Raw genomic sequence first — 20,494 nt, 5'->3', positions numbered from 1 at the left:
GGCGCGGCCTCAGCAGCAGCGCGACTTGCAGCCGCAGGCGGCGGCCGCCTCCGGCTCGGCCGGCGCGGCCTGCGCCGCGAGGGGCTTGGTGGCGCGCACGAAACCGCTGGCGAACAGGCCGTCGACCTGGCGCGCCAGCGCCTCGGCGTCGGCCACCTGGCCCGACAGCAGCGTCAGCGCGTCCTCGGCGCCGTAGACGCGCGTGACCTCGATCGCCGCGTGCTCGAAACCGGCGGCGCGCAGCCGCGCGAGGTAGTCGCTGTCGCGCAGCGCGCCGGCCACGCAGCCGGCCCACAGCCTGCGGTCGGCACGGATCGCCGCCGGCACCTCGGCGCGCACGACGATGTCGCTGACGGCGAAACGCCCGCCCGGCTTGAGCACGCGGAAGGCCTCGCGCAGCACGCGGTCCTTGTCGGCCGACAGGTTGATGACGCAGTTGGAGATGATGACGTCCACCGTGTCGTCGGGCAGCGGGATGTTCTCGATCTCGCCGCGCAGGAAGAACACGTTGCGCAGACCGCTCTTGCGCTTGTTCTGCTCGGCCAGCGCGAGCATCTCGCGCGTCATGTCCAGGCCGAAGGCCATGCCGGTCGGGCCGACACGGCGCGCCGACAGCAGCACGTCGATGCCGCCGCCCGACCCCAGGTCGAGCACCGTCTCGCCGGGGTGCAGCTCGGCCAGCGCGGTCGGGTTGCCGCAGCCCAGCGAGGCCAGCACCGCGGTGTCGGGCAGCTCGCCGGTCTGCACGGTGTCGTACAGGCCCGAGGAGATCGGGTCGGCGGCCGCGCTGGCAATGCCGCAGCAGGGGTTGGCCTCGCCTTGCGCCACGCGCGTGGCGGCGTCGCCGTAGTGGCGGCGCACGAAGTCCTTGACCTCGGTTTCGCTGTTCATCGTTGTTCCTTCACTCGGACACGCCGCTGTCACGGCCATGCATCTATACTTCCACAACTCTGGAAATATAGGAAGTACCGATGTCAGAGAACGACGCAGGCGCCGCCCCCGCGATGAACGAGAAGGACGCCGTCGCCGCGCTGGCCGCACTGGCCCAGGAGGCGCGGCTGCGCATCTTCCGCGCGCTGGTCGGCGCGGCACCGGTGGGCATGACGCCGTCGGCGCTGTCGGCGATGCTCGACATCCCGTCGTCGACGCTGTCCTTTCACCTGAAGGAGCTGATCCACGCCGGGCTCGTCAGCGCCGAGCGCGACGGCCGCAGCCTGATCTACCGCCCCGAGATGGCGCGCATGGACACGCTGCTGGGCTACCTCACCGACCACTGCTGCCAGGCCAGCGGCTGCACGCCGCGCGCCACGCGCCGCGGCGCGCGCTGCTGAGCGGCAGGCTTCTTCACGAGGCAAACAATGGAACCGACGACCTACAACGTCCTGTTCGTCTGCACCGGCAACTCGGCGCGTTCGGTCCTCGCCGAGGCGCTGATGAACCGGCTCGGCGAGGGGCGCTTTCGAGCCTTCTCCGCCGGCAGCCACCCCAAGGGCGAGCTGCACCCGCTGACGCTGAAGACGCTGGCCGCGCAAGGCCTGCCGACCGATGGCCTGCGCAGCAAGAGCTGGGAGGAGTTCGCCCTGCCCGGCGCGCCCGAGCTGCATTTCGTCTTCACCGTCTGCGACCAGGCCGCCGGCGAGGTCTGCCCGGTGTGGCCGGGCCAGCCCGTCACGGCGCACTGGGGCATGCCGGATCCGGCCGCCGCGCCCGCGGCCCAGGGCGAACAAGCCTTCGTCGACACCTTCGTCACGATGAAGCGGCGCATCCAGCTGATGCTGGCGCTGCCGCTGGCCAGCCTGGACCGCGTCGCGCTGAAGACGCGCGTCACCGACATCGGAAAAGACTGACATGACCGTCCACGTCCTGATCCTCTGCACCCACAACTCGGCGCGCAGCGTGCTCGCCGAGGGCATGCTGAACCAGCTCGCCGCCCGCCTCGGCGCCGACGTGAAGGCGCACAGCGCCGGCAGCGCGCCCAGCGGGCGCATCAATCCGCTCGCGCTGGAGGCGCTGGCCAACGCCGGCATCGCCACCGGCGCGTTGCGCAGCAAGAGCTGGGACGAGTTCGTCGCCGACGGCGCGCCGCCGCTGGACATCGTCATCACCGTCTGCGACAGCGCCGCGGCCGAGGCCTGCCCGGTCTTCTTCAGCGCCCGCGGCCAGCCGGTCAAGGTGCACTGGGGCTACCCCGACCCGTCCAACGCCGAAGGCGGCGACGAGGGCAAGCGCCGCGCTTTCGAGCTGACGCGCCAGGCGATCGGCTACCGCATGCTGCAGCTGCTGCTGGCGCTGCCGGTGGCCGGCGGCGACCGCACCTCGCTGCAGGCCGCTCTCGCCGAGATCGGCCGGAGCTGACGCCATGACCACCGCCACCCTGCCCGCCCCCGCCCCGATGAGCCTGTTCGAGCGCTGGCTGACGCTCTGGGTCGCGCTGTGCATCGTCGCCGGCATCGCGCTGGGGCAGCTGCTGCCCGGCCCGTTCCAGGCGATCGGCCGGCTCGAGGTCGCGCGCGTCAACCTGCCGGTCGGGCTGCTGATCTGGGTGATGATCATCCCGATGCTGCTGAAGGTCGACTTCGGCGCGCTGCACCAGGTGCGCCGGCACTGGCGCGGCATCGGCATCACGCTGTTCGTCAACTGGGCCGTCAAGCCCTTCTCGATGGCGCTGCTGGCCTGGATCTTCATCCGCCAGGTCTTCGCGGCCTGGCTGCCGGCCGAGCAGCTCGACAGTTATGTCGCGGGCCTGATCCTGCTCGCCGCGGCGCCCTGCACGGCGATGGTCTTCGTCTGGAGCCGGCTGACCAACGGCGACCCGCTGTTCACGCTGAGCCAGGTGGCGCTGAACGACACGATCATGGTCATCGCCTTCGCGCCCATCGTCGGCCTGCTGCTCGGGCTGTCGGCTATTCAAGTGCCCTGGGACACGCTGCTGACCTCGGTCGTGCTCTACATCGTGATCCCGGTGGCGCTGGCGCAGGCCTGGCGCCGCGCGCTGCTGCGGCGCGGCCCGCAGGCGCTGGAGGCGACGCTCGCCCGCATCGGCCCGTGGTCGATCACGGCGCTGCTGGCGACGCTGGTGCTGCTGTTCGCATTCCAGGGCGAGGCCATCCTGGCGCAGCCGGCGGTCATCGCGATGCTGGCGGTGCCGATCCTGATCCAGGTCTTCTTCAACTCGGGACTCGCCTACTGGCTGAACCGCCGCGCCGGCGAGAGCCACGCGGTGGCCTGCCCGTCGGCGCTGATCGGCGCCAGCAATTTCTTCGAGCTGGCGGTGGCCGCGGCGATCAGCCTGTTCGGCTTCCAGTCGGGCGCGGCGCTGGCCACCGTCGTCGGCGTGCTGATCGAGGTGCCGGTGATGCTGCTGGTGGTGCGCTGGGTCAAGCGCAGCCAGCCCTGGTACGAGGCCGGGCTGCGGCGCGGCTGACTCAGCGCGCCTCGATCGCCTCGGGCGCCGTGTAGGCACGGCGCGCCGCGTGCACGTCCTGGTGGTGCGCCTTGGCCCAGTCCAGCAGGCCGTGCATCGGCTTCAGGAACGAGGCGCCGAGCTCGGTCAGCGCGTAGTCCACACGCGGCGGCACCGTCGCGTAGACGGTGCGGCTGACTAGGCCGTCCTGCTCCAGCCGGCGCAGCGTCTGCGCCAGCATGCGCTGCGAGATGTCGGCGATCTGCGACTTCAGCACCGAGAAGCGCAGCGTGCCGCCCTCCTCCAGCGTGAACAGCACCAGCATGCTCCAGCGGTCGCCCAAACGTTCGAGCACGTCGCGGATCGGGCAGCGGTCGGCGTAGGGGTCCTTGGACTTGTGAAGCGACATCGAGAACTCCGCGGGGCTGGGGTCGGTAACACCGAGGTCACCAAGTGACGTTCGGCTCCCTTCTTGTGGAGCCGGCGCGTGATGATGGATCATTTCGGCACCAACACGCAAGTTGAGAGTTGGTTCCTTTTAAATACTAATGATCCGGGTGTCCCGCCCGCCTTCAACGGAGTCTCGTATGTCCAAGCTTCTCGTCACCGGCGCCTCGGGCCACTTCGGCCAGCGTGTGCTGCAGCACCTGCTCGACACCCTGCACGTCGAGCCCGCGCGAATCGTCGCCGCCTCGCGCCAGCCCGAACGCCTGGCCGCCTTCGCCGCGCGCGGCGTGGCCACGCGCCGCGCCGACTTCGACGACGCCGCGTCGCTGCCCGGCGCCTTCGCCGGCATCGCCCGCGCGCTGATCGTCAGCACCGACGCGCTGGACCGCCCGGGCAAGCGCCTGGAGCAGCACCGCACCGCCGTCGCCGCCGCCGAGCAGGCCGGCGTCGCCCACCTCGTCTACACCTCGATGCCCGGGCCGCACGACTCCTTCGTCACCTTCGCGCCCGACCACGCCGGCACCGAAGACGCCCTGGCCGCCAGCCGCGTGCCGGGCTGGACCATCCTGCGCAACCACTGGTACTTCGACAACCTGTTCCAGTCGCTGCCGGCGGTGCTGGCCAACGGCGGCCAGTGGTACAGCGCGGCGGGCGCCGGCAAGGTCGCCGACCTCTCGCGCGACGATCTGGCGCTGGCCGCGGCCACCGCGCTGGCCGGCAGCAGCCAGAGCCGCGAGGTCTACACGCTGAGCGGCGAAGAAGCGCTGACGACGGCCGAGCAGGCCGAACGCATCGGCCGCGCGATCGGCCGCACGCTGACGGTGGTGCCGGTCACGGTGGCCGACCTGGAGCGCGGCATGGTCGGCGCCGGCCTGCCCGAACCGGTGGCGCGCGCCTACGCCTCGTTCGACGCCAACACCGCCGCCGGCCGCGTCGGCACGGTGACCGGCGACTTCCGCCGCCTCGTCGGCCGCGCGCCGCAGAGCTTCGACGCCTGGCTGGCCGAAAACGCCGCCGCGCTGCGCGGCTGAACCCGCGCCGCGCCGGCTAGCATCGTCGTCCCGAACCCGACGGAGACGAACGATGGCTGAGGATTCGCTGCGCGTGGCCGTGATGGGCGCCGGCGCGGTGGGCTGCTACTTCGGCGGCATGCTCGCGCGCGCCGGCCACGAGGTCGTGCTGATCGGCCGCCCGGCGCACGTGCAGGCCATCGAGGCCGAGGGCCTGCGGCTGCAGACACGCGCCTTCGACGAACGTGTGCAGGTCGCCGCCAGCGCCGACGTCGCCGCGGTGGCCGGCGCCTCGCTGGTGCTGTTCTGCGTGAAGTCGACCGACACCGAGGCGGCCGCCGCGTCGATGCTGCCGCACCTGGCGCCCGGCACGCTGGTGCTGAGCCTGCAGAACGGCGTCGACAACGCCGAGCGCCTGCGCACGCTGCTGCCGCAGCCGGTACGCGCCGCGGTGGTCTACGTCGCCACCGAGATGGCCGGCCCGGGCCACGTGCGGCACCACGGCCGCGGCGAGCTGCTGGTCGAGCCCGGCCGTGGCGGCGACACCTGGGCCGAGGCTTTCCGCGCCGCCGGCGTGCCGGTGCAGGTGTCGGCCGACGCGCGCCAGGCGCTGTGGGTCAAGCTGATCCTGAACTGCGCCTACAACGCGCTGTCGGCGATCGGCCAGGCGCCCTACGGCCGGCTGGTCGCCACCGACGGCGTGCACGAGCTGATGCGCGAGGTGGTGCGCGAGTGCGTCGCCGTCGCCGCCGCCGACGGCGTCGAGATCCCGGCCGACATCGAGGCCACGGTGTTCGCGCTGGCGCCGTCGATGCCGGGTCAGCGTTCGTCGACGGCGCAGGACCTGGCGCGCGGCAAGCACACCGAGATCGAGCACCTGAACGGCTACGTCGTGCGCTGCGGCCAGCGCCACGGCATCGCGACGCCGATGAACGCCACGCTGCGCACGCTGGTGCGGCTGATCGAGAGCGGGCGCACGCCGGCCGCTTCTTGACGCCTTCTTGATGCCGCCGGCCGCAGTCTTGCGACCGTCTTGACGGCCGCTGCGGGAGCATCCCTCCGACATTGAACGGAGGGGTCCATGGACCTGTTGTACCTCGTGACCGGGGCCGCGCTGTGGGCGCTGGCCTGGGCGCTGGCGCGCGGCTGCGCGCGACTCGAACGACGCCGGGGGCGAGCATGAACGCCTGGCTATGGAGCGCCGCGGCACTGGCCGCCGGGCTGCTCGTCTACCTCGTCGCCGCGCTGCTGCGGCCGGAGGACTTCTCGTGAGCGGCGCCTGGTTGCAACTGGCCGTCTTCCTGCTCGTGCTGTTCGCCGCGGCCTGGCCGCTGGGGCGGGCGATCGAGGCGGTGATGGACGGCCGCTTCGCCCTCGGCCGGCGCGTCGAGGCGCCGCTGTTCCGCCTGGCCGGCGTCGATCCCGCCGAGGACCAGCCCTGGACGCGCTACGCGCTCGGGCTGCTGGTCTTCAACGGCCTGGGGCTGCTGGCCGTCTACGCGCTGCAGCGCCTGCAGCCGATGCTGCCGCTGAACCCGCAGGACTGGCCCGCGGTGGCGCCCGACTCGGCGCTCAACACCGCGGTGAGCTTCGTCACCAACACCAACTGGCAGGGCTACGGCGGCGAGACGACGATGAGCCGGCTGACCCAGATGCTGGGTCTGGCGGTGCAGAACTTCCTGTCGGCGGCCACCGGCATCGCCGTCGCGGTGGCGCTTGCGCGCGGCTTCGCGCGCCGCACGGCCAGCGGCATCGGCAACGTCTGGGCCGACCTGACGCGCGCCACGCTGTGGGTCCTGCTGCCGCTGGCCTTCGTCGCGGCGCTGTTCTTCGTCTCGCAGGGCGTGGTGCAGACGCTGGCGCCGGACCGCACGGTGGCCACCGTCGAGACCCTGAACTGGCAGCAGCCGCGCCTGGACGCCGCCGGCCAGCCGCTGCTGGACGCCCAGGGCGCGCCGCAGACCGAGACCGTCACCACGACGACGCAGACGCTGGCGCTGGGCCCGGTGGCCTCGCAGCAGGCGATCAAGCTGCTGGGCACCAACGGCGGCGGCTACTTCAACGCCAACTCGGCGCACCCGTTCGAGAACCCGACGCCGCTCGCCAACGCGGTACAGATGCTGGCCATCCTGCTGATCCCGGCGGCGCTGTGCTTCAGCTTCGGGCGCATCGTCGGCGACGCGCGCCAGGGCTGGGCGCTGCTCGGCGCGATGACGCTGCTCTTCGTCGTCGCCGTCGTCGCCGTGACCCAGGCCGAATACGCCGGCAACCCGCTGCTGCCGCCGCTGGGCGTGGACACCCTGCCCTCGGCGCTGCAGGCCGGCGGCAGCATGGAAGGCAAGGAGGTTCGCTTCGGCCTCGACGCCAGCGCGCTGTTCGCCGCGGTGACCACCGCCGCCAGCTGCGGCGCGGTCAACGCGATGCACGACAGCCTGACGCCGCTGGGCGGCGCCGTGCCGCTGGTGCTGATGCAGCTCGGCGAGGTCGTCTTCGGCGGCGTCGGCTCGGGCCTGTACGGGATGCTGGTCTTCGCGCTGCTGGCGGTGTTCATCGCCGGGCTGATGATCGGCCGCACGCCCGAGTACCTGGGCAAGAAGATCGAGGCCCACGAGATGAAGCTGGTCTCGATCGCGATCCTGGTGACGCCGCTGCTGGTGCTGGGCGGCAGCGCGCTGGCAGTCAGCGTCGACGCCGGCCGCGCCGGCATCCTGAACCCCGGCGCGCACGGCTTCGCCGAGGTGCTGTACGCGCTGACCTCGGCGGCCAACAACAACGGCAGCGCCTTCGCCGGGCTGTCGGCCAACACGCCCTTCTACAACCTGCTGCTGGCCGTGGCGATGTGGCTGGGCCGCTTCGGCGTGCTGGTGCCGGTGCTGGCGCTGGCCGGCGCGCTGGCGGCCAAGCCGCGGCTGGCCGTCACGCGCGGCACGCTGCCGACGCACGGCCCGCTGTTCGTCGCCCTGCTGGTCGGCATCGTGCTGCTGGTCGGCCTGCTGAACTACGTGCCCGCGCTGGCACTCGGCCCGGTGGCCGAGCACCTGGCGCTGTGGGCGCGATGAGGAATCCGATGTCCCGCACTTCCCTGCCCCTGTTCGACGCGGCGCTGCTGCGTCCGGCGCTGGTCGACGCGCTGCGCAAGCTCGACCCGCGGGCGCAATGGCGCAACCCGGTGATGGCCGTGGTCTACGTCGGCAGCGCCTTCACGACCGCGCTGGCCGCGGCGAACCCCAGCCTGTTCTCGGTCGGCGTCGCCGCCTGGCTGTGGTTCACCGTGCTCTTCGCCAACCTCGCCGAGGCGCTGGCCGAAGGCCGCAGCAAGGCCCAGGCGGCGGCGCTGCGCGGCCTGAAGAAGAAGACCTGGGCCAAGAAGCTGGAACCCGGCAGCGCGCGCCACGAACGCAGCGCGATGCAGTGGCACCCGGTCGAGGCCGAGACGCTGCGCAAGGGCGACGTCGTGCTCGTCGAGGCCGGCGACACGATGCCCGCCGACGGCGAGGTCGTCGACGGCGTCGCCTCGGTCGACGAGAGCGCGATCACCGGCGAGTCGGCACCCGTCATCCGCGAGTCCGGCGGCGACTTCTCGGCCGTCACCGGCGGCACGCGCGTGCTGTCGGACTGGATCGTCGTGCGCGTCAGCGCCGACCCGGGCGAGGCCTTCGTCGACCGCATGATCGCGATGGTCGAGAACGCGCGCCGCGGCAAGACGCCCAACGAGATCGCGCTGACCATCCTGCTGGTCGCGCTGACCATCGTCTTCCTGGGCGTCGTCGCGACGCTGCTGCCGTTCTCGCGTTTCGCCGTCGACGCTGCCGGTGCCGGCGAGCCGGTCGACCTCGTGATGCTGGTGGCGCTGCTGGTGTGCCTGATCCCGACGACGATCGCCGGGCTGCTGTCGGCGATCGGCGTGGCCGGCATGAGCCGGCTGCTGCGCGCCAACGTCATCGCCACCTCGGGCCGCGCCGTCGAGGCCGCCGGCGACGTCGACGTGCTGCTGCTGGACAAGACCGGCACGATCACCTTGGGCAACCGCCAGGCCGCGGCCTTCCTGCCGGCGGCCGGCGTCACCGAGGCCGAGCTGGCCGACGCGGCGCAGCTCGCGTCGCTGGCCGACACCACGCCCGAAGGCCGCAGCATCGTCGTGCTGGCCAAGCGCCACGGCCTGCGCGAACGCGAGCTGGCGGCGCTCGACGCGGTCTTCGTGCCGTTCTCGGCGCAGACGCGCATGAGCGGCGTCGACCTGCCGGCCGGGCGCACGCTGCGCAAGGGCGCGGCCGACGCGCTGGCGCGCCACGTGCGCTCGCTGGGCGGCGAGTTCCCGGCCGGGCTGCAGCAGCTCGTCGACGAGGTCGCGCGCCGCGGCAGCACGCCGCTGGTGGTGGCCGACGGCGCGCGTGTGCTCGGCGTCGTCGAGCTCAAGGACGTCGTCAAGGGCGGCATCCGCGAGCGTTTCGCCGAGCTGCGCCGCATGGGCATCACGACGGTCATGGTCACCGGCGACAACCGCCTGACGGCCGCGGCCATCGCCGCCGAGGCCGGCGTCGACGACGTGCTCGCCGAAGCCACGCCCGAGGCCAAGCTGAAGCTGATCCGCGAGCACCAGGCCGCCGGCCGGCTGGTGGCGATGACCGGCGACGGCACGAACGACGCGCCGGCGCTGGCCCAGGCCGACGTCGCCGTGGCGATGAACACCGGCACCCAGGCCGCCAAGGAGGCCGGCAACATGGTCGACCTCGACAGCAACCCGACCAAGCTGATCGAGATCGTCGAAACCGGCAAGCAGCTCCTGATGACGCGCGGCGCGCTGACCACCTTCAGCGTCGCCAACGACGTCGCCAAGTACTTCGCCATCGTGCCGGCGGCCTTCGTCGGCACCTACCCGCAGCTGGCGGCGCTGAACGTCATGCAGCTCGCCAGCCCGGCCTCGGCGGTGCTGTCGGCGGTGATCTTCAACGCGCTGATCATCGTCGCGCTGATCCCGCTGGCGCTGCGCGGCGTGGCCTACCGCCCGGTCGGCGCGGCAACCCTGCTGCGACGCAACCTGGCCGTCTACGGCCTGGGCGGCGTCGTCGTGCCCTTCGTGGGCATCAAGCTGATCGACCTGGGCCTGGCGGCCACGGGTCTGTTCTGAGGTGATCGTCATGAACTCCATGCTCCGTCCCGCGCTGGTGCTGTTCGCCGCGCTGTCCCTGATCACCGGTCTGGCCTACCCGCTGGCGGTGACCGGCGCCGCCCGGCTCGCCTTCCCCTGGCAGGCCGAAGGCAGCCTGGTCGAACGCGACGGCCGCGTCGTCGGCTCGGCGCTGATCGGCCAGTCCTTCACCGACCCCGGCCACTTCTGGAGCCGGCCGTCGGCCACCGCGCCGATGCCCTACAACGCCGCCAACTCGGCCGGCTCCAACCTCGGGCCCTCGAACCCGGCGCTGGCCGACGCGGTGCGCGCACGCGTCGCCGCGCTGCGCGCCGCCGACCCCGGCAACGACGCGCCGGTGCCGGTGGACCTGGTCACCGCCTCGGCCAGCGGGCTGGACCCGGACATCAGCCGTGCCGCCGCCGAGTACCAGGCGGCGCGCGTGGCGCGCGTGCGCGGCCTGCCCGAGGCGCGGGTGCGCGAGCTCGTCGCGCGCCAGGCCGAGGAGCCGTCATTCGGCCTCGGCGAGGCGCGTGTCAACGTGCTGAAGCTGAACCTGGCGCTGGACGAACTGGCGCGCGCGGGGCGCAGATGAGCGCGCTGGGCGAAGTGCTGATGGCGCTGGCGGCCGTGCTGCTGCCGCTGGCCGGCGCCGCCGCCTGGCTGCGCCGCGAGCACCGCCGAACGCGCGAGCGGCGTGGGAAGATCACCGGCCGATGAACGAGCCGTCCCGTCCCGATCCGGACTCCCTGCTGCGCGACGTGCAGCAGGACGAGGCCCGCGCACGCCGCGGCCGGTTGAAGATCTTCTTCGGCGCCAGCGCCGGCGTCGGCAAGACCTGGGCGATGCTGGCCGCCGCACGCGACGCGCTGGCCCACGGCGTGCCGCTCACCGTCGGCCTGGTCGAGACCCACTCGCGGCGCGACACCGCGGCCATGGCCGAGGGCCTGCCGCAGCTGCCGCGCAAGCGCTGCACTTACCGCGGCCGCGAGCTGGAGGAGTTCGACCTCGACGCCGCGCTGGCCTTCGGCGCCACGCACGAGGACGCGCTGGTGCTCGTCGACGAGCTGGCGCACAGCAACGTCGCCGGCTCGCGCCACCCCAAGCGCTGGCAGGACGTCGAGGAGCTGCTGGCCGCCGGCGTCGACGTCTGGACGACGATGAACGTCCAGCACCTGGAGAGCCTGAACGACGTCGTCGGCGGCATCACCGGCATCCGCGTGCGCGAGACCGTGCCCGACCGCGTCTTCGACGAGGCCGATGAGGTCGTCGTCGTCGACCTGCCGCCCGACGAACTGCTGGCGCGGCTGAAGGCCGGCAAGGTCTACCTGCCGCCGCAGGCCGAACGCGCCGCGACGAACTTCTTCCGCAAAGGCAACCTGCTGGCGCTGCGCGAACTGGCGCTGCGCCGCACGGCCGACCGTGTCGACGGCGAGATGCTCGCCTGGCGGCGGCGCAACCGCGTCGAGACCGTCTGGCCCAACCGCGAAGCGCTGCTGGCCGCGGTCGCGCCGGGCGGGCACGGCGAGACCGTCGTGCGCCGCTGCGCCCGGCTGGCCGCCCAGCTGGACCTGCCCTGGCACGCGGTGATGGTCGAGACCCCGGCGCTGCAGCGCCTGGGGCCCGAGGCACGGCGCGAGGCGCTGCAGCAACTCAAGCTCGCCGAGTCGCTGGGCGCGACGACCGCCACGCCCTCGGCGCCCGATGCCGCCGACGGCCTGGTGCGCTACGCCCGCGAGCACAACCTGTCGCGGCTGGTGCTGGGCCGCGGCCGGCGGCGCCTGCCGTGGCAGCGGCCGACCGTCGAACGTGTCGCCGCGCTGGCCGGCGAGCTGGACGTGGTGCAGGTCGGCACGGCGGGCGCGCCGGCACCGCGCGCCGCCGGCCCGGCCCCGGCCGCCGAAGGCGCCGGCTGGGCCGGCTACGCCGCCGCCGCCGGCGCCTGCGTGCTGACGGCGCTGGCGGCGACGCCGCTGCGCGACGTGCTCGAGCTCAGCAACATCGTGATGATCTTCCTGCTGGCCGTCGTCGGCGTCGGGCTGCGCTTCGGCCGCGGGCCGGCGGTGGCGGCGGCCTTCTTCGGCGTCGCGCTGTTCGACTTCTTCTTCGTGCAGCCGCGTTTCTCGTTCGCCGTCAGCGACGTGCAGTACTTGCTGACTTTCGGCGTCATGCTGGCGGTGGCGCTGGCCATCGGCCAGCTCACCGCCGGGCTCAAGGTGCAGGCCGCCGCGGCGATGCAGCGCGAGCGCCGCGTGCGCCGGCTCTACGAGATGACGCGCGACCTGTCGGCGGCGCTGCTGCCGGCGCAGGTGGCCGAGATCGGCGCGCGTTTCGTCGCCGCCGAGTTCGGCGCCCGCTGCGCGCTCTACGCCACCGACGAGCACGACGAGCTGCAGCGCCTGCCCGGCGGCGAGGCCGAGGCCGACGAAGGCGTCGTGTCCTGGGCCTTCCGCCACGGCCGCGCGGCCGGCGCCGGCACCGACACGCTGCCGGCCAGCCGCTGCCTGGTGCTGCCGCTGAAGGCGCCGATGCGCCAGCGCGGCGTGCTCGCCATCGAAGCCGGCGACACCGCCGCGCTGGGCCCGGAGACGATGCGGCTGATGGAGACCTGCGCCTCGCTGCTGGCGATCTCGCTGGAGCGGCTGCACTACGTCGACGTGGCGCAGCAGAGCGCGCTGCAGATCGAGAGCGAGCGCCTGCGCAACTCGCTGCTGTCGGCGATCTCGCACGACCTGCGCACGCCGCTGGCGGCGCTGGTCGGCCTGGCCGACACGCTGGCGCTGGCGCCGCCGGGGCCGGCGCCGCGCGGCCTGGTCGACGCGATCCGCGAGTCGGCGCGGCGCATGGCGGCGCTGGTCGGCAACCTGCTGGACATGGCGCGGCTGCAGGCCGGCGCGGTGCGCCTGCGCCGCGCCTGGCAGCCGCTGGAAGAGGTGGTCGGCAGCGCGCTGGCCGCCTGCCGCCCGGTGCTGCAGGGCCGGCCGGTGACGGTGGTGCTGGCCGACGGGCTGCCGCTGCTGTCGCTGGACGCGGTGCTGTTCGAGCGAGTGCTCGTCAACCTGCTGGAGAACGCCGCGCGCTACACGCCGGCCGGCAGCGCGCTGGCGATCCGCGCCGAGGCGCTGGACCAGACCGTGCGCCTGGTCGTCGACGACCAGGGCCCGGGCCTGCCGCCGGGGCGCGAGGAGGCGCTGTTCGAGAAGTTCGAGCGCGGCGAACGCGAGAGCGCGACCCCCGGCGTCGGCCTGGGGCTGGCGATCTCGCGCGCCATCGTGCAGGCCCACGGTGGCACGATCCACGGTGCCAACCGCCTGGAAGGCGGCCGTGTCGCCGGCGCCCGCTTCACGATCGAGCTGCCGCGCGGCACGCCGCCCGAAGACGACGGCAGCGCCGCCGCCGCGGCCGACGAGGACATCCGATGAACGAACCCCGAGCCCGCGTGCTGATCGTCGAGGACGAAGCCGACATCCGCCGTTTCGTGCGCATGGCGCTGGAGAGCGAGGGCCACGAGGTGCACGAGGCCGAAGGCCTGCGCCGCGGGCTGATCGAAGCCGGCACGCGCCGCCCCGACCTGCTGGTCGTCGACCTGGGCCTGCCCGACGGCGACGGCGTCGACCTGATCCGCGACCTGCGCGGCTGGTCGGCGGCGCCGGTCATCGTGCTGTCGGCACGCGCCGCCGAGGACGACAAGATCGCCGCGCTGGACGCCGGAGCCGACGACTACCTCGTCAAACCCTTCGGCGCCGGCGAGCTGCTGGCGCGGGTGCGCGCCCAGCTGCGCCGGCGCGCGCTGCTGTCGCCCGACGACGGCCCGGTGCTGCGTTTCGGCGAGATCACGCTGGACCTGGCGCGCCGCAGCGTGCGCCGCGGCGACGAGGAGCTGCACCTGACGCCGATCGAATACAAGCTGCTCGGCTGCCTGGCGACGCAGCCCGACCGCGTCGTCACCCACCGCCAGCTGCTCAAGGCCGTCTGGGGCCCGGGCCACACCGAGGACACGCACTATGTGCGCGTGCACATGGCCAATCTGCGCAAGAAGATCGAGGCCCAGCCCTCGATGCCGGTGCACCTGCTGACCGAAGCCGGCATCGGCTACCGCTTCCGCGCCGGCGGCTGACCGCGCCACGAGTGCGGAGATCGCCGGGGCCGCGGCACCCGGCGAATAAGATGCTCGCAAACAGCATCTTCAAGAATCCGCATGTCACCGCAAGAAGTCCTGGCCGCCCTCAACGAACTGCTTGAAGCCGAACGCGCCGGCGCCTGGGTCGCGCGACAGAGCGCCAGCGAAGCCGGCGACGAGGCGATGAAGGCGCTGCTGCAGGACATCCAGCACGACGAGGTGCGCTGGTGCGGCATGCTGATGCGCGCGGTGCGCACGCTCGAAGGCGAGCCGTCCAGCGCGGTCGGCGACTTCCGCCGCAAGGCGCTGGCGATCGCCGACCTGCACGAACGCCTGGTGTTCCTGAACAAAGGCCAGGCCTGGGTCGTGCGCCGGCTGGAGCGGCTGATCCCCGAAGTCGGCCACGCCGAGGTCAAGGCCGAACTCGAAGCGATGCTGGCCGCGCACCGGCACAACATCGCACGCGCCGAAGCGTTCTGAATCAGCCGGCGGCGTCGGCCGCGGGCGACTCGGCCAGCAGACGTTCCAGCCGCTCCAGGCGGTGGCGGTGCAGCGTCGTGATCGCGAAGAAGTTCTCCTGCAGCCGCGTCGAGCGCCCCACCGTCACCAGCACGCCGCTGCGCAGCTCGTCCTGCACGACGACCTCGGGCAGCACGGTCAGCCAGCCGCTGTCGCGCGCGACCAGGCGCAGCATCGCCATGTCGTCGACCTCGGCGCGCAGCCGCGGCGTCACGCCGGCGGCCACGCACAAGGCGTCGAACTGGGCGCGCAGCGTGTGGCGCGGGCCGGGCAGCGCCAGCTCCAGCCCTTCCAGGTCTTCCGGCAGGCGCAGCGTGCGGCCCTGCCAGACGGCGGCCGGCCCGACCAGCGAGATCGCCTGGCGGCCGAGAAAACGGCAGTGCAGCGGCCGGTCGGGGTCGGCCGGCACGGCGTCGTTGGCGAGCACGACGTCGAGCTGGTGGCGCAGCAGGCGCTGCAGCAGCTCGTCCAGGCCGCCGGACTCCAGCGTCAGCGTCACCGAAGGGTCGGCCAGCAGCGGGCGCAGCCAGTTCTCCTGGTAGTTGCGCGACAGCGTCGCGACGCTGCCGACCCGCACCCGCTCCATGCCGCCGCGCCGGCCTTCGAGCCGGCCGATCAGCTCCTGGCCGAGGCCGAAGATGGTCTCGGCATAGGACAGCGCCATCTGCCCGGTCTCGGTCAGCACCAGGCGGCGGCCGCTGCGTTCGAAGAGGGCTCCGCCCAGCCGGTCCTCGAGCTGGCGGATCTGGCTGGACAGCGCCGACTGCGAGACGTGCAACTCCTCGGCCGCGCGCGTCAGGTGCCCGGTCTTGGCCACCCGCCAGAAATAGAACAGGTGGTGGAAGTTCAGCTGTTCGATCTGCATCGTTCTGTTTTGCAGATGTTTTGGTTCTGAACATTGAATTTTACAGAACCTTCGCCCGATCGCATCATGCGCGCCGTTCCCGCCCAAGGATCGCCGCCGATGGACCTGCCGCCTCTGCTTCCCGCCGCCGTCGCCCTGCTGCCGGCGCTTGCGATGTTCGCCGTGGCGCTGCTGGCGCCACGCGCCGACGCCCCGGTCGCCTGGCGGCGCTGGCACTGGGCCAGCGGCACCGCGCTGCTCGCAGCGCTGGCCAGCCTGGTGCTGCAGCTGGCCGGCGTGGCGACCGCGCCGCTGCCCGGTCTGGCGGCGACGCTGACCGGCGCCTGGGTCGCGCTGCTGGTGCAAGGGCTGGCGACGGTGATCGGCGGCTTCTCGTCACGCTATCTCGACGGCGAAGCCGGCCAGCCGTGTTTCGTCGCCGCGCTGGGCGGCGTGCTGGCCGCCGTGCACCTGCTGCTGCTGGCCGACCACTGGCTGGTGCTGATCGCCGCCTGGGCCGCGGTCGGCGTCGTGCTGCAGCGCCTGCTGTGTTTCTACCCGGAGCGCCCGTTCGCGCTGCTGGCCGCGCACAAGAAGCGCCTGGCCGACCGGCTGGCCGACGTGCTGCTCGTCGTGGCCGCCGCGCTGGCCTGGCACGAGGTCGGCTCGGGCAGCTTCGGCTATCTCTGGCGCCATCTCGAAGCCGGCCCGCCGTCGCCGGCGCTGCAAGCCGCGGCGCTGTGCCTGGCCGCGGCGGTGGTGCTGCGCACCGCGCTGCTGCCGGTGCACGGCTGGCTGATGCAGGTGATGGAGGCGCCGACGCCGGTCTCGGCGCTGCTGCACGCCGGCGTCGTCAACCTCGGCGGCGTCGTGCTGATCCGTTTCGCGCCGCTGCTGGAAACGGTGCCGGCGGCGCGCTGGCTGCTCGTCGGCCTGGGGCTGGCGACGGCGCTGCTGGCCGGGCTGGTGATGCTGACGCGCGTCAGCATCAAGCTGCGCCTGGCCTGGTCGACCGCGGCGCAGATGGGTTTCATGGTCATGGAGTGCGGCCTGGGCCTGTACACGCTGGCGCTGCTGCATCTGCTGGGCCACTCGCTGTACAAGGCCCACGCCTTCCTCAGCGCCTCGGGCGCAGTGGCGCAGGCGCGCGCCCGGGACATGCGCCCGCCGGCGCCGCCGTCGGCGGCCAGCCTGCTGGCGGCGCCGGTGCTGGCGGCGCCGGTGCTGGCGGCGGCGGCGCTGCTGCCGGTCGCCGGCGTGGCCTGGCCCTGGTGGTGGAGCGCGCTGCTGGCGCTGGCCTGGGCGCCGATGCTGTGGTGGCCGGCGACACGCGCCACCGACGCGACGGGTGCACTGCGGCGCGTGCTCGCCGGGCTGGCGATGGTCGCGCTGCTGGGCGCCGCGGCACTCGCCGGCCACGCCCTGCCGTTCGGCGTGCACGACGCGCCCGACGACAGCGCCGGCCCGGTGGCCTTGGCGGCGATGGCTCTGCTCTACGCCGGCCTGGCGCTGCTGCAGGCCCGGCCGCAGGCGCTGGCCGGCTGGCGCCGCTGGAGCTACGCCGGCTTCTACGTCGACGAATACGCCACCCGCGCCGCGCTGCGCCTGTGGCCGACACGCTGGACGCCGGCCTCGACCGACTGACCCCAGGAGACCCGATGGACACCGTGCTCGCGCCCTCTGCCCCCGTCTCGCACCCCGCGCCGCACAGCCCGGCCGAGATCGACCGCCGCATCGAGCAGGCCTGCGCCCAGGCCTGCGCGACCATCGCCCCGGCCTGGCCGCTGGACCGCGCGATCGCCGTCAACCCGCACTGGCAGCGCATCGGCCAGCGCCTGCGCACGGTGGCCGCACGGCTGGCGGTGCTGGGCGGCGTCGCCGTGCTGCCGCCGCGCGACCGCCTGCGCGAGGCCTGGCGCTCGGGCCGCATCACGCCGGCCGACCTGGCGCAGGCGCTGGCCGCGATGCCCGACGCCGGGGACGCCGCGGCCGCCGTCGCCGCGCTCGACGCACCGCTGTCGCTGCCGCGGCTGCCGCTGCTGATCGACGTGCTCGACGACGACCCGCACGGCCGGCGCCGGCTGTCGTGGCGCCAGGCGATCACGCACCAGGTCAGCCAGGTCTGCGCCGCCTACTTCGACACCCGCCTGGCCGACTGGCAGCCCGAGCGCCGCGGCGGCCTCTACGCCTTCTGGCTCGACACGCTGACCCACGACCACGGCATCGGCGCGCTGATGGGTCTGCCCGGCATCGCGCGCGGCATGGCCGCGCTGCCGGCCACGCGCCAGGACGCCGAACGCTGGGTGCTGCGCCGCCTGGGCCTGCCCGAAGAGGCCTGGCCGGCCTACCTGGAAGCGGTGCTGCTGACGGTGCACGGCTGGGCCTCGTGCTGCGCGTACTTCGGCTGGCAGGCGCGGCTGGAAGGCCGCGACGACGAACACCTGCGCGAACTGCTGGCCGTGCGCCTGGCCTGGGGCGCGCTGCTGCTGGAGTGCCGCGACGACGCCGCCACCCGCCGCGCCTTCGCCGCGCTGCAGGTGCAGTGGGAGCAGGCGCCGGCGCTGCTGCACCAGGCCGAGCAGGCGCTGTGCGTCGACGAACTCTGGCAGCACGCGCTGGAGATCGGCTACCAGCGTGAACTGGCGCAGCGCCTGCTCGGCGTCGCGCCGACGCCCCGCAGCGCGCCGGAGGCTCAGGCCGTGTTCTGTATCGACGTGCGCAGCGAGCCGCTGCGCCGGGCGCTCGAAGCGGCCTCGCCGGGCGTGCAGACCTTCGGCTTCGCCGGTTTCTTCGGCCTGCCGCTGGCCTACACGCCGCTGGCCACCGGCGCCCGCCGGCCGCAGCTGCCCGGCCTGCTGGCACCCGGCGTCGAGGCCGTCGAACGCATCGCGGCCGACGCCGCCGACTTCGGCCCGGCCGGCGAGGCGCTGCAGGCCGACGCCCGCCGCGCGCGCCAGGACGGTTTCGCACGCCTGGCGCAATGGGACGCCGCCAGCCGCTGGCCCGGCGCCGCCTTCTCTTTCGTCGAGGCCGCCGGCGCCGCCTATCTCGGCCCGCTGACACGCTGGCTGCGGCCGGGCACCGCCGCACGGCGCAGTGCCGACGCCGAGGGCCTGCCGGCGCGTTACCGCCCGCTGTGCCGCCCGGTGCTGGCCGGGCTGGACCGGGACGAGAAGGTCGAACTCGCCGCCCGCGTGCTGCGCGCGATGGGGCTGCAACGCGGGCTGGCGCCGCTGGTCGTCTTCGTCGGCCACGGCAGCCAGAGCGCCAACAACGCCCAGGCCGCGGCGCTGGACTGCGGCGCCTGCTGCGGCCAGAGCGGCGAAGTCAACGCGCGTGTGCTGGCGCGCCTGCTCAACGAGCCCGCGGTGCGCGAAGGCCTGCGCGGCCACGGCATCGACGTGCCGGCGCGCACGGTCTTCGTCGCCGCGCTGCACAACACGACGACCGACGAGGTGACGGCCTTCGACCTCGACCTGCACGGCGCGCCGGTGCACGAGCGCTGGGCCCGGCTGCAGGACGCCTTCGACCTCGCCGCCGACCGCGTGCGCCGCGAGCGTGCTCCGGCGCTGGGCCTGGACCCGCGCGCCGCGCAGGCCTGGCTGCTGGAGGACCTGCGCCGCCGCGCCAACGACGGCGCCCAGACACGGCCCGAATGGGGCCTGGCCGGCAACGCCGCCTTCGTCGTCGCGCCGCGCGCGCGCAGCCTGGGCGCGGTGCTGGACGGGCGCGTCTTCCTGCACGACTACGACCCGGCCACCGACGCCGACGGCCGCCAGCTCGAGCAGCTGATGACCGCGCCGATGCTGGTCGCGCACTGGATCAACTGGCAGTACCACGCCTCGACCTGCGAGCCGGCGCGCCTGGGCAGCGGCAACAAGCTGCTGCACAACGTCGTCGGTGGCACGCTGGGCGTCTTCGAAGGCAACGGCGGCGACCTGCGCATCGGCCTGTCGCGCCAGTCGCTGCACGACGGCCGGCGCTGGGTGCACGAGCCGCTGCGGCTGACGGTCATCGTCGACGCGCCGGCCGCGGCGATCGAGCGTGTGATCGCCCAGCACGCGACCGTGCACCAGCTCGTCGAGCACGGCTGGCTGCATCTGTGGCGGTTTGCCGGCGACGCTGGCTTCGAGCGTTACCGCGGCGGAGGCTGGGAGACCGTAGCCTGCTGACGGTGGGGCCGGCCGGCGAGGGAGATCGGCGCCGCCGCTCACGCTGCCTACACTGGCAGCACCCCGGCTCGCCGCCCTCCCCGTGAAAGCCCGAGTCCTGCACAGCCAGACCGCGACGCTGCTGCGGCTCCACGACTGGAGCCGGTCGGCGCTCGGGCCCGTCGCGCAGTGGCCGCGCAGCCTGCGCAGCCACGTCGGGATGATCATGGACCTGCCGTCGCCGGCGATCATCTTCTGGGGCCCTGACCAGACCCAGATCTACAACGACGGCTACGCGCAGATCATGGGCCCGCGCCATCCGCGCTACTTCGGCGCGCCGTACCGCGAGTGCTGGCCCGACACCTACCCGCTGATCTATCCGTGGATGCGGCGTGTGCTCGACCACGGCGAGGTCATCGAGGTCGTGCGCGAGCCGATCCCGGTGACGCGCTACGGCTTCGAGGAAGACGCCTTCTTCACCTTCACGTTCAGCCCGCTGCGCGACGACGACGGCCGCATCGCCGGCATCCTGCAGCCGGTGTTCGAGGTCACCGACGCGGTGCTCAGCGAGCGCCGCTCGGCGGTGCTGGCCGAGCTGACGCCCGACCGCCGGCGCGTGCGCCGCGCGGCCGACGTGCTGCGTGTGCTGGCGCGAGCGACCGAGGGCGTGCCGGCTGCGGCGCTGTTCCTGCGCGACGCCGCCGGCGGCAGCTGCCGCTGCGAAGACACGACCGGCGCCGAGCGCTGGGGCCCGCAGCTGCCGCCGGCGCTCGGCGCGGCAGCCGAAGAGGTGTGCGCCAGCGGCGAGCCGATGCGGCTGGAGCAGCCGCCGGCTTACGTGCTGCCGCTGCCGGCCAGCGACGGCGGCCGCT

At 73.6% G+C, this 20,494-nt stretch carries 20 protein-coding genes and 1 pseudogene; 17 read left to right on the top strand and 4 right to left on the bottom strand.

Translation table 11 applies throughout. The features are described from left to right. Positions 1 to 9: 9 nt before the first annotated feature. Complete coding sequence (locus RGE_RS10145) at positions 10 to 891, bottom strand: arsenite methyltransferase (RefSeq protein ID WP_014428285.1); 882 nt, start codon at positions 889 to 891, stop codon at positions 10 to 12. A 113-nt stretch (positions 892 to 1,004) separates the two neighbouring features. On the opposite strand from RGE_RS10145, the gene RGE_RS10140 reads away from it, so the two are divergent. From RGE_RS10140 to arsB, 4 genes are read left to right on the top strand one after another with little or no spacing between them, the layout of a single operon-like run. Beyond that, the gene (locus tag RGE_RS10140; protein WP_014428284.1) at positions 1,005 to 1,331 is read left to right on the top strand and encodes an ArsR/SmtB family transcription factor; all 327 of its coding nucleotides are present in this window, start codon (positions 1,005 to 1,007) and stop codon (positions 1,329 to 1,331) included. Between the two features lie 27 nt (positions 1,332 to 1,358). Then, the gene (locus tag RGE_RS10135) at positions 1,359 to 1,847 is read left to right on the top strand and encodes an arsenate reductase ArsC (RefSeq protein ID WP_014428283.1); all 489 of its coding nucleotides are present in this window, start codon (positions 1,359 to 1,361) and stop codon (positions 1,845 to 1,847) included. A gap of 1 nt (position 1,848) precedes the next feature. Beyond that, positions 1,849 to 2,355: an arsenate reductase ArsC gene (locus RGE_RS10130; RefSeq protein ID WP_014428282.1), complete on the top strand. Its 507-nt coding sequence runs from the start codon at positions 1,849 to 1,851 to the stop codon at positions 2,353 to 2,355. Between the two features lie 4 nt (positions 2,356 to 2,359). After that, positions 2,360 to 3,424 carry an ACR3 family arsenite efflux transporter gene (arsB, locus tag RGE_RS10125; RefSeq protein WP_014428281.1) on the top strand — a complete coding sequence of 355 codons (1,065 nt, stop codon included), beginning with the start codon at positions 2,360 to 2,362 and terminating at the stop codon, positions 3,422 to 3,424. 1 nt (position 3,425) lies between these two features. On the opposite strand, the gene RGE_RS10120 is transcribed toward arsB, so the two are convergent. Continuing rightward, positions 3,426 to 3,812: a winged helix-turn-helix transcriptional regulator gene (locus RGE_RS10120; RefSeq protein WP_014428280.1), complete on the bottom strand. Its 387-nt coding sequence runs from the start codon at positions 3,810 to 3,812 to the stop codon at positions 3,426 to 3,428. Positions 3,813 to 3,990: 178 nt separating this feature from the next. On the opposite strand from RGE_RS10120, the gene RGE_RS10115 reads away from it, so the two are divergent. The 10 genes from RGE_RS10115 (at position 3,991) to RGE_RS10075 (ending at position 14,588) form a co-directional block, all read left to right on the top strand. Continuing rightward, positions 3,991 to 4,881 (top strand): SDR family oxidoreductase, encoded by an 891-nt coding sequence (locus RGE_RS10115; RefSeq protein WP_014428279.1) that lies wholly within the window; start codon positions 3,991 to 3,993, stop codon positions 4,879 to 4,881. A gap of 52 nt (positions 4,882 to 4,933) precedes the next feature. Continuing rightward, entirely contained in the window at positions 4,934 to 5,854 is a 921-nt protein-coding gene (locus tag RGE_RS10110) for a ketopantoate reductase family protein (RefSeq protein ID WP_014428278.1), read from the top strand. Between the two features lie 185 nt (positions 5,855 to 6,039). After that, positions 6,040 to 6,132: a K(+)-transporting ATPase subunit F gene (gene kdpF / locus RGE_RS24440; RefSeq protein ID WP_043783982.1), complete on the top strand. Its 93-nt coding sequence runs from the start codon at positions 6,040 to 6,042 to the stop codon at positions 6,130 to 6,132. Then, positions 6,129 to 7,919, top strand: coding sequence for a potassium-transporting ATPase subunit KdpA (gene kdpA / locus RGE_RS10100; protein WP_014428276.1), 1,791 nt, complete (start codon positions 6,129 to 6,131; stop codon positions 7,917 to 7,919). The genes kdpF and kdpA overlap by 4 nt, the downstream gene beginning before the upstream one ends. 8 nt (positions 7,920 to 7,927) lie before the next feature. After that, on the top strand, positions 7,928 to 9,988 hold the full coding sequence (gene kdpB / locus RGE_RS10095) for a potassium-transporting ATPase subunit KdpB (protein ID WP_014428275.1): 2,061 nt from the start codon (positions 7,928 to 7,930) through the stop codon (positions 9,986 to 9,988). Positions 9,989 to 9,998: 10 nt separating this feature from the next. Then, positions 9,999 to 10,583, top strand: a complete 585-nt coding sequence (gene kdpC / locus RGE_RS10090; RefSeq protein WP_014428274.1) for a potassium-transporting ATPase subunit KdpC — start codon at positions 9,999 to 10,001, stop codon at positions 10,581 to 10,583. Beyond that, positions 10,580 to 10,708 (top strand): hypothetical protein, encoded by a 129-nt coding sequence (locus RGE_RS24835; protein WP_014428273.1) that lies wholly within the window; start codon positions 10,580 to 10,582, stop codon positions 10,706 to 10,708. The genes kdpC and RGE_RS24835 overlap by 4 nt, the downstream gene beginning before the upstream one ends. Next, positions 10,705 to 13,410, top strand: coding sequence for a DUF4118 domain-containing protein (locus RGE_RS10085; protein ID WP_014428272.1), 2,706 nt, complete (start codon positions 10,705 to 10,707; stop codon positions 13,408 to 13,410). The genes RGE_RS24835 and RGE_RS10085 overlap by 4 nt, the downstream gene beginning before the upstream one ends. Continuing rightward, positions 13,407 to 14,105: a two-component system response regulator KdpE gene (kdpE, locus tag RGE_RS10080; protein ID WP_014428271.1), complete on the top strand. Its 699-nt coding sequence runs from the start codon at positions 13,407 to 13,409 to the stop codon at positions 14,103 to 14,105. Before RGE_RS10085 ends, kdpE begins: the two co-directional genes overlap by 4 nt. Before the next feature lie 81 nt (positions 14,106 to 14,186). Then, positions 14,187 to 14,588 carry a DUF6306 domain-containing protein gene (locus tag RGE_RS10075; RefSeq protein WP_014428270.1) on the top strand — a complete coding sequence of 134 codons (402 nt, stop codon included), beginning with the start codon at positions 14,187 to 14,189 and terminating at the stop codon, positions 14,586 to 14,588. 1 nt (position 14,589) lies between these two features. On the opposite strand, the gene RGE_RS10070 is transcribed toward RGE_RS10075, so the two are convergent. Further along, entirely contained in the window at positions 14,590 to 15,492 is a 903-nt protein-coding gene (locus tag RGE_RS10070) for a LysR family transcriptional regulator (RefSeq protein WP_014428269.1), read from the bottom strand. 99 nt (positions 15,493 to 15,591) lie between these two features. Between RGE_RS10070 and RGE_RS10065 the strand changes: the two genes are divergently transcribed. From RGE_RS10065 to RGE_RS25000, 3 genes and pseudogenes are all read left to right on the top strand, one after another. Beyond that, positions 15,592 to 17,115, top strand: coding sequence for an NADH-quinone oxidoreductase subunit L (locus RGE_RS10065; RefSeq protein WP_014428268.1), 1,524 nt, complete (start codon positions 15,592 to 15,594; stop codon positions 17,113 to 17,115). Positions 17,116 to 17,129: 14 nt separating this feature from the next. Next, positions 17,130 to 19,643 carry a YbcC family protein gene (locus RGE_RS10060; RefSeq protein WP_014428267.1) on the top strand — a complete coding sequence of 838 codons (2,514 nt, stop codon included), beginning with the start codon at positions 17,130 to 17,132 and terminating at the stop codon, positions 19,641 to 19,643. A 199-nt stretch (positions 19,644 to 19,842) separates the two neighbouring features. Next, a pseudogene (locus RGE_RS25000) lies at positions 19,843 to 20,121 on the top strand (hypothetical protein); the annotation flags it as partial. Here the strand turns inward: RGE_RS25000 and RGE_RS10055 are convergent. Next, entirely contained in the window at positions 20,073 to 20,351 is a 279-nt protein-coding gene (locus RGE_RS10055) for a hypothetical protein (protein WP_043783981.1), read from the bottom strand. The pseudogene RGE_RS25000 and the gene RGE_RS10055 overlap by 49 nt on opposite strands. Positions 20,352 to 20,494 lie beyond the last annotated feature (143 nt).

The organism is Rubrivivax gelatinosus IL144 (genome assembly GCF_000284255.1).
Lineage (GTDB): Bacteria > Pseudomonadota > Gammaproteobacteria > Burkholderiales > Burkholderiaceae_C > Rubrivivax > Rubrivivax gelatinosus_A.
This window is presented reverse-complemented; position numbering and strand designations above follow the sequence as displayed.

Bases quoted from the DNA above. Each gene is read 5' to 3' on its own strand.
- RGE_RS10135 (WP_014428283.1), top strand. From the start codon at position 1,359: ATGGAACCGACGACCTACAACGTCCTGTTCGTCTGCACCGGCAACTCG.
- kdpB (WP_014428275.1), top strand. From the start codon at position 7,928: ATGTCCCGCACTTCCCTGCCCCTGTTCGACGCGGCGCTGCTGCGTCCG.
- RGE_RS10110 (WP_014428278.1), top strand. From the start codon at position 4,934: ATGGCTGAGGATTCGCTGCGCGTGGCCGTGATGGGCGCCGGCGCGGTG.
- RGE_RS10075 (WP_014428270.1), top strand. From the start codon at position 14,187: ATGTCACCGCAAGAAGTCCTGGCCGCCCTCAACGAACTGCTTGAAGCC.
- kdpC (WP_014428274.1), top strand. From the start codon at position 9,999: ATGAACTCCATGCTCCGTCCCGCGCTGGTGCTGTTCGCCGCGCTGTCC.
- RGE_RS10120 (WP_014428280.1), bottom strand. From the start codon at position 3,812: ATGTCGCTTCACAAGTCCAAGGACCCCTACGCCGACCGCTGCCCGATC.
- RGE_RS24835 (WP_014428273.1), top strand. From the start codon at position 10,580: ATGAGCGCGCTGGGCGAAGTGCTGATGGCGCTGGCGGCCGTGCTGCTG.
- kdpE (WP_014428271.1), top strand. From the start codon at position 13,407: ATGAACGAACCCCGAGCCCGCGTGCTGATCGTCGAGGACGAAGCCGAC.
- RGE_RS10070 (WP_014428269.1), bottom strand. From the start codon at position 15,492: ATGCAGATCGAACAGCTGAACTTCCACCACCTGTTCTATTTCTGGCGG.
- RGE_RS10140 (WP_014428284.1), top strand. From the start codon at position 1,005: ATGAACGAGAAGGACGCCGTCGCCGCGCTGGCCGCACTGGCCCAGGAG.
- RGE_RS10145 (WP_014428285.1), bottom strand. From the start codon at position 891: ATGAACAGCGAAACCGAGGTCAAGGACTTCGTGCGCCGCCACTACGGC.
- RGE_RS10065 (WP_014428268.1), top strand. From the start codon at position 15,592: ATGGACCTGCCGCCTCTGCTTCCCGCCGCCGTCGCCCTGCTGCCGGCG.
- RGE_RS10115 (WP_014428279.1), top strand. From the start codon at position 3,991: ATGTCCAAGCTTCTCGTCACCGGCGCCTCGGGCCACTTCGGCCAGCGT.
- RGE_RS10060 (WP_014428267.1), top strand. From the start codon at position 17,130: ATGGACACCGTGCTCGCGCCCTCTGCCCCCGTCTCGCACCCCGCGCCG.
- kdpF (WP_043783982.1), top strand. From the start codon at position 6,040: ATGAACGCCTGGCTATGGAGCGCCGCGGCACTGGCCGCCGGGCTGCTC.
- RGE_RS10085 (WP_014428272.1), top strand. From the start codon at position 10,705: ATGAACGAGCCGTCCCGTCCCGATCCGGACTCCCTGCTGCGCGACGTG.
- RGE_RS10130 (WP_014428282.1), top strand. From the start codon at position 1,849: ATGACCGTCCACGTCCTGATCCTCTGCACCCACAACTCGGCGCGCAGC.
- arsB (WP_014428281.1), top strand. From the start codon at position 2,360: ATGACCACCGCCACCCTGCCCGCCCCCGCCCCGATGAGCCTGTTCGAG.